The 13,096-nt window shown below is 31.3% G+C and carries 13 protein-coding genes; 11 read left to right on the forward strand and 2 right to left on the reverse strand.

Annotation, left to right across the window (positions count from 1 at the left end; translation table 11 throughout):
• Positions 1-163: 163 nt before the first annotated feature.
• A complete protein-coding gene (locus LIX58_RS07615; protein ID WP_126565843.1) occupies positions 164-592 on the reverse strand; it encodes a DUF4870 domain-containing protein in 429 nt (142 codons plus the stop codon).
• A 250-nt stretch (positions 593-842) separates the two neighbouring features.
• Here LIX58_RS07615 and LIX58_RS07620 point away from each other — a divergent pair, with 250 nt between their 5' ends.
• Both LIX58_RS07620 and nhaC read left to right on the forward strand, forming a co-directional pair.
• Positions 843-1,913, forward strand: coding sequence for an NAD/NADP-dependent octopine/nopaline dehydrogenase family protein (locus LIX58_RS07620; protein ID WP_154837725.1), 1,071 nt, complete (start codon positions 843-845; stop codon positions 1,911-1,913).
• 67 nt (positions 1,914-1,980) lie between these two features.
• The gene (nhaC, locus tag LIX58_RS07625; protein WP_186805198.1) at positions 1,981-3,390 is read left to right on the forward strand and encodes a Na+/H+ antiporter NhaC; all 1,410 of its coding nucleotides are present in this window, start codon (positions 1,981-1,983) and stop codon (positions 3,388-3,390) included.
• Between the two features lie 320 nt (positions 3,391-3,710).
• Here the strand turns inward: nhaC and LIX58_RS07630 are convergent, their stop codons facing one another.
• On the reverse strand, positions 3,711-4,550 hold the full coding sequence (locus LIX58_RS07630) for a CHAP domain-containing protein (protein ID WP_154837721.1): 840 nt from the start codon (positions 4,548-4,550) through the stop codon (positions 3,711-3,713).
• A gap of 809 nt (positions 4,551-5,359) precedes the next feature.
• Between LIX58_RS07630 and LIX58_RS07635 the strand changes: the two genes are divergently transcribed.
• The 9 genes from LIX58_RS07635 (at position 5,360) to LIX58_RS07675 (ending at position 13,073) form a co-directional block, all read left to right on the forward strand.
• The gene (locus tag LIX58_RS07635) at positions 5,360-6,082 is read left to right on the forward strand and encodes an AraC family transcriptional regulator (RefSeq protein ID WP_226386228.1); all 723 of its coding nucleotides are present in this window, start codon (positions 5,360-5,362) and stop codon (positions 6,080-6,082) included.
• Between the two features lie 213 nt (positions 6,083-6,295).
• Positions 6,296-7,036, forward strand: coding sequence for a transcriptional regulator, SarA/Rot family (locus tag LIX58_RS07640; protein WP_226386229.1), 741 nt, complete (start codon positions 6,296-6,298; stop codon positions 7,034-7,036).
• 21 nt (positions 7,037-7,057) lie between these two features.
• Positions 7,058-7,381: a PH domain-containing protein gene (locus tag LIX58_RS07645; RefSeq protein WP_126565837.1), complete on the forward strand. Its 324-nt coding sequence runs from the start codon at positions 7,058-7,060 to the stop codon at positions 7,379-7,381.
• Between the two features lie 284 nt (positions 7,382-7,665).
• Positions 7,666-8,010 carry a transcriptional regulator, SarA/Rot family gene (locus LIX58_RS07650; RefSeq protein WP_103298870.1) on the forward strand — a complete coding sequence of 115 codons (345 nt, stop codon included), beginning with the start codon at positions 7,666-7,668 and terminating at the stop codon, positions 8,008-8,010.
• A gap of 171 nt (positions 8,011-8,181) precedes the next feature.
• Positions 8,182-9,327: an acyl-CoA dehydrogenase family protein gene (locus LIX58_RS07655; protein WP_226386230.1), complete on the forward strand. Its 1,146-nt coding sequence runs from the start codon at positions 8,182-8,184 to the stop codon at positions 9,325-9,327.
• A gap of 156 nt (positions 9,328-9,483) precedes the next feature.
• Positions 9,484-10,407: an ABC transporter substrate-binding protein gene (locus tag LIX58_RS07660; protein ID WP_154837715.1), complete on the forward strand. Its 924-nt coding sequence runs from the start codon at positions 9,484-9,486 to the stop codon at positions 10,405-10,407.
• A 296-nt stretch (positions 10,408-10,703) separates the two neighbouring features.
• Complete coding sequence (locus LIX58_RS07665; RefSeq protein WP_226386231.1) at positions 10,704-11,648, forward strand: nucleoside hydrolase; 945 nt, start codon at positions 10,704-10,706, stop codon at positions 11,646-11,648.
• Between the two features lie 73 nt (positions 11,649-11,721).
• Entirely contained in the window at positions 11,722-12,270 is a 549-nt protein-coding gene (locus LIX58_RS07670; protein WP_154837711.1) for a biotin transporter BioY, read from the forward strand.
• Positions 12,271-12,308: 38 nt separating this feature from the next.
• Complete coding sequence (locus tag LIX58_RS07675) at positions 12,309-13,073, forward strand: GNAT family N-acetyltransferase (protein WP_154837709.1); 765 nt, start codon at positions 12,309-12,311, stop codon at positions 13,071-13,073.
• Positions 13,074-13,096 lie beyond the last annotated feature (23 nt).

Consider the following 13,096-nt stretch of genomic DNA (forward strand, 5'->3'; position numbering starts at 1 on the left):
AAATACAAAAACCTTGAACAACTTCGTAATAGAAGCATGTTCAAGGTTACAAGCTGTAATAAAACGTAGAAAGCACGCGATTCCTACGAAAATTGAATAATTTTAACTTACATAGAGTTTATTAATATTACAAAGTATTGTAATAAATAAGGTCTATAATATTCTATTTAAAAAAACGAATAGAAAGTGGAACAACATATTCTTTACCACCAAAATATTTCACACACGCTACAATATGGAAGATGAAATATAAGATAGAAAGAACAAAAAGTGCTATACATAAAATCACTACTACTAACCCTAAAATGATAGATAATGTATCATTATTTACTGCAAAACCAGCAAAAACAGGAATAAATAGAAGCCCTATAATGACATTCCAAATAAAATAAGAAATGACCATGTTGAAGTAATTTTTACCAGCTTGATCAATAAGACGGGCATCGTTGCGTTTAATAGCCCATAGAATAATAGGACCAATGATAGATGTGAAAAATCCTAATAAGAAAATGAGCATAGACATTAAACGCGCGTCATCATTGTTATCGTTGATGATTTGCTGATGAGCTTGATGATTATAATTTTCTGTCATAAGAAAACTCCTTTTTATCTAAAATTTATTTCTCATATTAAATATAACAAAGTTTTAAATTATATTTTAGTGAATTTTAAATTATAATTTATGGACTTGTTTAAAATTTTTCCAAGACGGTTATATATAACGATACTATAGATAAAAGATGCGTTTCTTAATGCGCATCTTTATTTTTTGAATGCGACTTTCAAGAGATATTCTTACATATTTTAATTTTCAATAAATAAATAGAAAAGAGGGTTAATAAATGAAAATAGCAGTTGTAGGATCAGGTAATGGCGCAGTTACTGCTGCGGTAGACATGGTAGACCAAGGACATGATGTGAAGTTGTATTGTCGAAATTCATCGATAAAAAAATTCAAAAATGCGATAGATAAAGGTGGATTTGATTATAACGATGAAGGAGAAGAGAAATTCATTCCATTTACTGATATAAGTGATGATATTTCTTATGTATTGAAAGACGCTGAAATCATTCAAGTTGTTATTCCTTCTTCATATATAGAATATTACGCGAAGATTATGGCAGAACATGTAACCAATGATCAATTAATATTCTTTAATATCGCTGCTGCAATGGCATCAATTCGATTTATGAATGTACTTGAAGATCGTCATATTGATGTGCAACCTAAATTTGCAGAAGCTAATACATTAACATATGGTACACGTGTAGATTTCGAAGAGGCACGCGTAGATTTATCTCTTAAAGTACGTAAAGTCTTCTTCTCTACTTATAAAAAAGATGAACTAAGTGAAAGCTTCGAAAAAGTAAGTCAGATTTATCCTTATTTAGTTAAAGAAGAAAATTTATGGAAGACTAACTTAGAAAATGGTAACCCAGAAGTACATCCGGGACCAACTTTACTTAATGTAGGTCGTATAGACTATGCTGATTCATTTGCATTATATAAAGAAGGTATCACAAAACATACAGTTAGATTGCTACATGCAATTGAATTAGAACGTTTAACATTAGGACGTAAATTAGGCTTCGAATTACTAACTGCCAAAGAAGCACGTATTCAACGCGGTTATTTAGAAAGAAAAGATGAAGACGAACCATTAAATCGTTTATTTAATACAAGTCCAGTGTTCTCTCAAATACCAGGGCCAAATTCAGTGGAAAATCGTTATTTAACTGAAGATATCGCTTATGGTCTTGTTTTATGGTCAAGTTTAGGACGTGCTATTGATGTAGATACTCCTAACATTGATGCCGTTATCGTGATTGCTTCTACTATTTTAGAAAGAGATTTCTTCAAAGAAGGGTTAACTGTAGAAGAATTAGGTTTAGATAAACTTGGACTAGAATAGTACGAGAAAAGAATAAATTGAAATCAAACAGAAAAGAGGTTTTTTAAAACATAGTTAAAGGGGAAATATTATGAAAAGGAAACCAACATTTTTTGAAGCAATATCAACAATTATTGTAATGGTGATTGTTGTCACTACAGGCTTTATTTTATTTGATATACCTATTCAAGTTTTATTATTAATCTCTTCAGCCTATGCAGCATTAATTGCTTTTCGTGTAGGTCTTAGATGGGATGATTTAGAAGAAGGGATTACTCACAGATTAACGACTGCGATGCCTGCAATTTTTATTATATTAGCAGTAGGAATCATCGTGGGGAGTTGGATGTACTCAGGTACAGTTCCAGCATTAATTTATTATGGTTTAAAATTTCTTAATCCTAACTATTTCTTAATATCTGCATTTATTATTTCAGCAATTTGTAGTATTGCTACAGGTACGGCATGGGGTTCAGCTTCAACAGCTGGTATCGCTTTAATTTCAATAGCTGGTCAATTAGATATAAATTTAGGAATGACAGCAGGTGCTATTATTGCAGGCGCTGTTTTTGGTGATAAAATGTCGCCATTATCAGATACTACTAACTTAGCTGCATTAGTCACTAAAGTTAATATCTTTTCACATATTAGAGCAATGATGTGGACTACTATTCCAGCTTCGATTATCGGTATGGTGGTATGGTTTTTCGCAGGTTTAAACTCTAAAAGCAGTGCCAATTCTAAACAAATTAAGGAATTATTAAATGAACTATCAACAGCCTATAATATAAATATTTGGGTGTGGGTACCTTTAATAGTCATTATTATATGCTTATTGTGTAAAGTATCTACAGTACCATCAATGCTAGCTTCTAGTTTAAGTGCACTTATTGTAGGCACATTGAATAATCATTTCAATATTATTGATGGTTTTAAAGCAACGTTTGATGGTTTCAAACCTGAAATGACTGGGATGAGTCATTTTTCTGATAATGCTAAGACCTTGATGGAACAAGGCGGAATGATGAGTATGACGGAAATTATTGTTACCATCTTCTGTGGTTATGCATTTGCAGGAATTGTAGAAAAATCAGGTTGTTTAGATGTGATGTTACAAACTGTAGCTAAAGGCGTAAAATCAGTTGGTACGTTAATACTGATTACGGTTGTATGCTGTTTAATGATGGTGTTCGCTGCAGGGGTAGCTTCTATCGTTATTATTATGGTCGGCGTGTTAATGAAAGACATGTTTGAAGATATGAACTTGGATAGAAGTAATTTATCAAGAACATTGGAAGATTCAAGTACTATGGTGCTTCCTTTAATACCTTGGGGAACATCAGGTATATACTATGCTCAACAGCTAGACGTTTCAGTTGATCAATTCTTTATTTGGACAGTACCATGTTATCTATGTGCTGTGTTAGCAATTATTTATGGTTTTACTGGTATAGGTATTCGTAAAAAAAGTTCAAGTGAAAATGTAAATAATTCGTAAATTAAATGTTTAAATTCTTGTCTAACGGATATAAATAAGTATGTTAGAACAGTACATAGATATTTTATAGCGATGATATCTTATATATTTGTTTTAACTAACAATATCCTCAAAGTATAAGTAAGTAGTGGATTCAATTTTTGTAGCGAGAATTGAATCCATGAACGTGAAACTATTCAAATGAATTAGTATTATTGTTATATGTTATATGTAAAATGAAAAAGGTTAAGCAGAGACTTGTATGAGTTTCTGCTTAACCTTTTTTTAGCATTAAAAAAGGATTGTCGAGAGCGACAATCCTTTAATGAGTATATCTATAATTAGTGAATGTAGCTGAATGCAGCAGCTTGGCTAGCTGATAATGTACGTGAAGTTACAACACCAGGACCATAACCATAGTTCATTTCAGATACAGTTACTGAACCGTCGTTACCAACGCTTTCAACGTAAGCAACGTGACCATAAGCACCTGCAGTAGATTGCATAATTGCACCTGTAGAAGGTGTGTTATTTACTGTGTAACCAGCTGCTGAAGCGGCATTTGCCCAGTTATTAGCGTTGCCCCAAGTTGAGCCGATTTTACCGCCAACTCTGTCATATACATAATAAGTACATTGACCTGCAGTGTATAAGTTACTTCCAGCGCTTGCAGAGTTAGAAATTGAAACGCCGTTAGATGATGGTGCAGCTGTAGTAGTTACTTTAACGTTACTATTTGAAGTTGAGTAACTAGTAGTTGTGTTTCCAGTAGTTTGAGTACTTGCATTATAAGATTGAGTGCTAGTACGGCTATAGTTATTGCTAGCATAGTGATTGTAGCTATTGTAGTTGTAGTTACTGCTATTATTGTTGTTATTATAGCTGTAATTGTAGTTGTAGTTGTAGTTATAGTTGTATTGATTAGAGTTATTATTGTTATAGTTATTGTTGTTATTTGAAGTATATGTTTGGTTAGAATGATTTAAACGATCTGGGCTCCAGTTACCTTTCCAAGTGTAATGATAATTACCTTGTTGGTCGATAGTGTAAGAGTAGCTGTATGAAGTTGGATCGTTTGGATTGTAACCTTGTTCAGCTGCTTGAGCTTCGTGACCATGTCCAGCGATAGCGATAGTAGCAACTCCTGCAGTAGCGATTGTAGCTGTAGCGATTTTTTTCATTGTTAAATATCCTCCTGAGAATTAAATTAATTTTTATTTATTTAATAGTCATTGGTTGACTTTAAGTCCGATTATTAACTTGTTTCTTTTCGACAAGGAATACTTTAGCAGAAAAAAGTAGATTTGTGGGCGTTGTTACCGTTTTGTAATTTTTTGCTAATATATATTAGTTGTATGAATAATAGCTGAAAATTTTTGTAATATTTAAAAATACTGTCATATCAGTTTTTAAAAGACTTTATTAAAAGAAAACTCATTTTGTTGTAATCTTACTGTAAAAAAATAGCAAAATTTATTTTTCTTTAAAAACAATAAATTTTATAATTTTTGAACTGTATTTTAACATTTGGTTAATGATTATTTGTTTATTGAACAATTTAGTTTAAGGGAAAAAATGAAAAAAATGGATAGTATTTGTATGAAAAATGATACTTTAAGAACGCTATATATGAAATAAACTAAAAATAAGATAATAAAGTGATATAATTAGTCAAAAGTTTGCTACTGGTAGTACCGAAATAAAACATACAATTATATATGAAGATAGACATTCGATGAAGAACGATTAAATGATACGTCGTATTAAGTAATCGTTGATAGGAAAGTGAGTTATAGGGGAAGTTAACTTAATTTCTATTTATGTCGTGTCTTTATATATTATAAAGTGAGAGGACATATGTATGATTAATAACTTTTCGGTAAAGCTATTAAAAAATATAAAGATAAGTAGGCAAAAGGAATCGAATATAAAATTAATCTATTGGTTAAAAGGAACAGGGCAGATTACGTTAAATTTGGATAAGTTTAAAATGAAAAAACGTGATTTGATGTTTATTATGTTAAATGATCTTTATTCTATTGAAAGTAAAGAAGATTCAGTCGTTGTAGTAATGGAAATTGCTTTTAAAGATTATTTAAGATTTGCAGATGATTATATTAAATTACACGGTTATAAATTTTCATCGATCGAAAGAAAACAAATGGAACCTTTCATTATTAATTTACTTGAATTTGAATGTCGGAAGCCCAGAATTCTTCATATAAAAGATAAACTAGTGAAGCACTTATGTGTAGAACTAGGATATATTCAACGCAAGCATCGTCAGAATTCTAAGTTAGAGAATGCATTAGTTGATGAAGTCCATGAATATATCATCGAACATCATAATCAAAAGATTAATAGACAGGACCTTGCGAATTCTCTAAATATGTCAAATAAAGAATTAAGTCAGGTCATTAAATATCATACGCCCTACAATAATATTACTCAGTATATTAATGATGTTAGGTTAAAGTTATGTTTAATAGATATTTTAAAGAGTAAAACACTTATTCAAGATATCGCATTTGAACATGGTTTTAATCATTTTCCACGTTTTATTGCGTTATTTAATGAAAAGTATGGCGCCACGCCTGGACAAGTAAGAAAAAATAAACAGCCCTTAAATTTAAACAATTTAAAAACAAAAGAAATGCCTTTTGATGAGGAAGCCCAACTACTCATTGCCGAGGCAAAAAGTCATTATCATTAATTACGATAATAATTACTTCTATATAACTATAAGTGGTAAATGTGTACTGAATAAATATTACTAGAAAATTAATGCTTATCTAATTTTTAAAACATGAACATGATATATGAAGATATTGATATCTCAATTGAGGATAGAAATATAAAAGTCTATCTTCTTTTCCAATGATTTTAAAATTGGGTTTATATGTAAAATCATGAGGTGACATGTATCATGGAGAAAAGAAAATTAGAGCTGTTGTTATTTTATTTAATCTATATTAAAGCAATAAGCGAAGTTTTAAAGTATTCAAGAAACTTAACTTTAGAACAACTAAAGTTATTAAATGAAATTATTATTTATAATGAAACTCACGAACGTGGGGTATATATAGAAGATTTAATCAAGACTATGCATATGTCTAAACGAAATATTAGATATTATTTAGAACATTTGTATCATTTGAATTGGATTATTAAAGTGCGAGATGATGCGGATCAGCGACGTTTATTAATTCTACCAACTGACTTATATCATAAAAAACTAGACATTTTATTTATAGAAGTTGAAGAAGTAATTAAATTAAAATATTTCAGTCCGAATTTGAAACATCATCATTCTTTAAAACTATCCTATGTCATCATTATTTATAGTGCTTTAAATCAAGTGGAACAAATTGCCCAACAATTTAATTTAACATTAGATGAGTTATTTGTTTTAGGGAAATTAATCTACTATCATGATACTATTTCCTTAAAATCAGTATGTGATTTCTCTCATCATTGCCTAATAGGTATTCCTAATACCATTAACCATTTATCACAAAAAGGTTACATCACTAAATGTAGGAATAATAAAGATGAACGTTTAGTTAATATTAAAATAGTAGAATCACGAGCATATGAAACAGAAACCTTATTCATTCAATGTTACAATAAACTTCAAATGGAAATGAAAATTAATGATTTAATATGAAACAAGAAGGAGTTTATTTTTATGATATTAGATAATGTAAATCCTAATGATTTATTCCCTACTGAAAAAAAGGGACCTTCAGTGTTAGGTATGATTGAATATAAAGTGCAAGGGCAAACTGAGTTTGAAGGCGCATTTATAGCCACATCTGAACGATTGATTATGAATGTAGATATGAATGGCCAATTTTATTATAGAAATATTCCATATAATGAAGTGCAACATATTGAATACGATGGTGAAAATATTATTTTCACATTTAATATTGGCAAAGTGCCGATGACACAAATTCAAACTGAAGATGTTCAATCTTTCGTGAATTACGTTAAAGAGAAGATAAATTAAATAAAACAAAGTGATAATATCTAGGATAGTTCTTAAAATTTTTATGTAAGAACTATCCTAGTATTTTTTTATTTCGGAGTATAGTACTTAATTGATTAAGCATAATCTAATTGAGTGAATTAGAAATTAATATATAATATCATTTTAAGTTCATAAAAATATTGAAATATTATACTTAAATGTTATAAAATAAATTTTATAGCATAAGAAATGTTTAGTTTAGTAGTAATAGTACAAATGAACCTTGTAGCAACGAGATGTACATCAGAGGAGTGATTTAGAATATGGGACAAATTAAAGACATCAACGATTTAGTTAACGCAACATTTCAAGTGAAAAAATTTTTTAAGGATACTAAAAAGAAATATAACTTAAATTATGAAGAAATTTATATTTTAAATTATATTGTTAAAAGTAAGACCAATGAAATAACTTCTAAAGAAATTGCGACTTATTCAGAGTTTAAACCTTATTACTTAACTAAAGCATTACAAAAATTAAAAGATTTACAATTATTATCAAAAAAACGTAGCATACAAGATGAAAGAACAGTTATTGTTTATGTAACAGACGAACAACGCGAAAAGATTAACAAATTAATTGCTGAATTAGAAAAATACATTAAATAAAATGTCGGCATTAATATAATAAGTTTGTATGTAGACTAAGATATGGGGGCCATATCTTAGTCTTTTTTATGTTCATTGTTTTTGTCGTCTTACCAGTTATCTTTAATTTGTTAAAGTCGAGTGTTAAACTAAGATTAAACGATACTTTATATAATGAATAGGTGAGGTAAGATGAAAGATTCATTTTTAATAAATTCTGAAATTCAGAGAAAGTGGATTAAGAAATTCCAAACGATAGAAGATACTTTTAAAGAAAGAGCGGCATATAATGATATACATTCAAGTTTCCCCTTTAAAAATATTGAATGGTTAGTAAATGAAGGATATAGTTTGCTTACTTTACCAGTTGAATATGGTGGAGAGGGCGCCACAATTGAAGATATGGTCGTACTACAAAGTTATTTAGGATCGATTGATGGCGCTACTGCACTCTCAATAGGATGGCATTTAAGTGTTGTAGGCCAGTTATATGAACAACATATGTGGGAAGAAGCGATGTTAAAACAGTTTGCGGGTGACATTAGAAATGGTGCATTAGTGAATAGAGCGGTCAGTGAAGCGGATACAGGTAGCCCTACACGTGGTGGACGTCTAGCGACGCATGCCACTAAAACTGAAAGTGGTTATAAATTAAATGGAGTAAAGACGTTCACTTCAATGAGTAAAGCACTTACACATTATATAGTTGCTGCATATGTAGATGACATCGATCAAGTCGGTTTCTTTTTAGTTCCTCGTGAAATGGAAGGCGTTGAAATCGCTGATAATTGGGATATGGTAGGAATGAGAGCTACAGAAAGTCATGACTTAGTACTCAATGATGTTTATGTTCCATTCGAGAATTTTGTTGAAGGAAGACGTAAACCACAACCTAACGGATGGATTTTACACATTCCAAGTACGTATTTAGGCATCGCACAAGCTGCAAGAGATTATGCCATTGAATTTGCCAAACATCATTCACCTAATAGTATTAAAGGCACAATCGCAGAATTACCAACCGTACAACAAAATGTCGGCAAAATGGAATCTTTATTACTTTCAGCAAGACATTTTTTATGGAGTACTGCTAAGGGCTACCAAACTATTGAACAAAATCCAAATGTATGGAATGAAACGTCAGCAAGTAAGATTTTGGTAATGAATCAAGGGCTAGAGGTTATTGATTTAGCGATGAGAATTGTAGGCGCTAAAAGTTTAGAAATGGAGAGACCATTGCAGCGTTATTACCGTGATATGCGTGCCGGTTTGCATAATCCACCTATGGAAGATGCAGCATATACTAATATAGCGAAATCAGTACTCGATTTATTTTAAAGTTTTTAAATATTAATTAAAATAATTAGTTTAAATCAACAATTATTGATTTATCTAATTATTTTTTATTTAAATATTGAAATAATTTATTGTAATTTAGTAAGGCTTCTTGTATAATTTTAATGAAATTGATAATCGTTTTCATTAGGAGGGAATATGAAAAAGTTAATTTTTCCATTAATCGCGTTAATTATCGTTTTAGCTGCATGTGGGAATGGTGGTTCAAACGATTCAAGTAAATCAGGTTCTAAAGAAGAAACAAAGTCGTATAAGTTGGATAGTGGTAAAACAATTAAAATTCCTAAAGACCCACAACGTATTGCTGTTGTTGCTCCAACGTTTGCTGGTGGTTTACATAAATTAGGGGCTAATATCGTTGCTGTTAGTAATCAAGTAGATCAAAGTCCGATTTTAAAAGATAAATTTAAAGATGTGACTAAAATTGGTGATCAAGATGTAGAAAAAGTTGCTAAACAAAAACCAGATTTAATTATCGTTTACTCTACTGATAAAAATATTAAAAAATATGAAAAAATCGCACCAACAATTGTTGTAGATTATGGTAAACATAAATATTTAGAACAACAAGAAATGTTAGGTAAAATCGTTGGCAAAGAAGATGAAGTTGAAAAATGGGAAGATAAATGGAAAGAACAAACTGACAAAGATGGTAAAGAAATCAAAGACGCCATCGGTAAAGATTCAACTGTTTCTATCTTCGATGAGTTTGATAAAAAATTATACACATACGGCGACAACTGGGGTCGTGGTGGCGAAGTAATGTATCAAGCGTTTGGTTTAAAAATGCCTAAAGGACAACAAGAACTCGTTAAAAAAGAAGGTTGGGCTGAAGTAAGCCAAGAAAAAATTGAAAATGTAGCAGGAGATTACATCGTTTCAACAGGTGAAGGTAAATCTAAACCAAGTTATGAAAATACAAATATTTGGAAAAACTTACCAGCTGTTCAAAAAGGTCATGTAGTTGAAGTGAAAGCGGAAACGTATTGGTATAATGATCCATATACACTTGAATTCATGAGAAAAGATTTAAAAGATAAATTAATCAAAGCAAGTAAATAAAAATATATTTAATAGCGACTATCAATTTTAGTGATATTTAGTTATGGTTATGTAATGAGAGGCTGAGACAAATTAAAATGTCTCAGCCTTTGCTAATATATTGGCAGTAGCTGACTGGTTTGAAAATACGCTTAAATCAAGCTTTTTTCAAATCTAGTCAGCCTTGCCGGGGAGCGGGGCCCCAGCACAGAGAATTTCATTAAGAAATTCCACTAATAAAGCAAGCGGGGGTTGGACGACGAAATTTATTTAACTTCTGTCCCACTCCCTTTATTTTATAAATTAAAGGAGTTGTTATGATGACTAAAGTATATTTCGATCATGATGGAGGCGTAGACGATTTAATTTCTCTCTTTTTACTCTTACAAATGGAGAACATTGAACTTATTGGTGTGAGTACCATTGGAGCAGATTGTTACTTAGAACCCTCGCTCAGTGCGTCTTGTAAGATTATTAACCGTTTCTCTAATTCTTCATTAAAAGTTGCACCATCTTATGAACGTGGAGCTAATCCTTTTCCAAAAGAATGGCGCATGCATGCTTTCTTTATGGATGCCTTACCTATATTAAATGAACCAACGTCCAATACACAATCTACTATGAGTCATTTAGAGGCTTATCAAGATATCATCGAAACGTTAACACATTCTGAAGAGCAGGTGACCTTACTGTTCACTGGTCCACTTACAGATTTAGCAAAAGCATTAAAAACGAATCCAGACATTACTAACAATATCGCTAAACTTGTTTGGATGGGTGGGACTTTTCTTGAAAAAGGAAATGTAGAAGAACCTGAACATGATGGCACAGCCGAATGGAATGCATTTTGGGATCCAGAAGCAGTAAAAATTGTATTCGACAGCGACATTGAAATAGATATGGTGGCCTTAGAAAGTACAAATCAGGTACCACTTACACCAGCTATACGACAAATGTGGGCAAACGAACGTTCATATATAGGCGTAGATTTCTTAGGCGTTAGTTACGCAGCAGTACCGCCACTCACACATTTTGTGACCAATTCAACTTATTTTTTATGGGACGTCTTAACGACAGCTTATGTAGGTAAAGCGGATTTAGTGCGCTCAACAGAAGTTAACGTTGATGTAGAAAGTCATGGACCGAGTCAAGGACGTACATATCTTACAAAACAAGGACGCCCAATCTATGTAATTACTGAAGTACAACATGATGAATTCTTTAATTACATTACTAATTTAGCTAAAAAAATAGAAATGTAAATCAAATGTAAACTTTTTATACAAATAAGTTTACATTAGTGGTATAATCATCTTCGTAAAAGGAGGATGTATGATGAGTACAAAGAATTTAGTATATACAGCATTAATGACAGCAATTATATGTGTTTTAGGATTAGTTCCTGGGATTCCACTTCCATTAATGCCTGTACCCATTGTTTTACAAAATATTGGGATATTTTTAGCAGGTATTATTTTAGGTAGAAAATATGGCGCACTAAGTGTCATTGTATTTTTATTACTAGCAGCTGCGGGTTTACCAGTCTTATCTGGAGGTCGTGGTGGTATTGGTGTATTTGCAGGACCATCAGCCGGTTTCTTATTCTTGTATCCAGTAGTAGCATTTTTAATAGGATTAGTAAGAGATCGCTATATTCAAAAAATTAATTTTATCGTGTTATTCATTCCAACAATTGTATGTGGCATTTTATTATTAGACATTGTAGGGACAATTATCATGGGCTTCATTATTGGAATGCCCGTAGGTAAAGCGATTGTCTTCTCATTAACATTTATGCCTGGAGATTTAATTAAAGCTATCATAGCTTGTTTAATCGGTACAACAATGTTAAACCACTCTCGTTTTAAAAATTTGATACAATAAGCGTATTAAATTGTTTAAATACGTAGGGGATGAACGATATGGGCACAATATCTATGAAAAACATTGCTCAAGAAGGTCAACTTTATTTGGAAGATAAGCAAAAACTTATCTATTTAACACCTTCTCAACCACTGAAATATGATACAAACAAATGGGTTTATAAAACACTTCCAACTTTAGAACAATGGCATCAAGATATGGCACAACAATTTAAATTACATAAGCAACAATCATCTAATCACTTAGCATTTACTTTTCCGGAGAATGAATCACTCAATCCAACATGGCTTTCTGAAATTAAAAAAGCAGGCTTTCAATTAGGTGTATTAGAACTATATATAATAGATGGAACAGAGTTAGCTCGATTTAAACGACGACCTGATATAACAATACATCGAGTAGATGATAATAATATAGAAGATTATTTAGCTATCTATCGTTCGTTTGCTTTACCATACGGAGAAGCCTTCGCGAATGAGAGTGTTAATACTACAAGAGAAACTATCTTAAACAATGAAGATACAGTTTCAAGATGTGTTGCCTATTTAGAGGGAATAGCAGTAGGAACTGTAGATGTTATTGAAACTGAAGAAACGGTAGAAATTGATAGCTTCGGTGTACTAGAAGGTCACCAACGCCAAGGTATAGGTACAACAATGCAATCTTATATTGGTGACATAGCAGGTGCACGTCCTGTTATACTCGTAGCAGATGGAGAAGATACCGCGAAAGATATGTATATTAAACAAGGCTACATCTATCAAAGTTTCATTTATCATATCGTTAAGGAAAATGTAGAATAAAAATAAAAAGAAGTGACGTCATC

The sequence above is a fragment of the Staphylococcus sp. Marseille-Q1834 genome (assembly GCF_916858875.1).
GTDB classification, from domain to species: Bacteria; Bacillota; Bacilli; order Staphylococcales; family Staphylococcaceae; genus Staphylococcus; species Staphylococcus pragensis.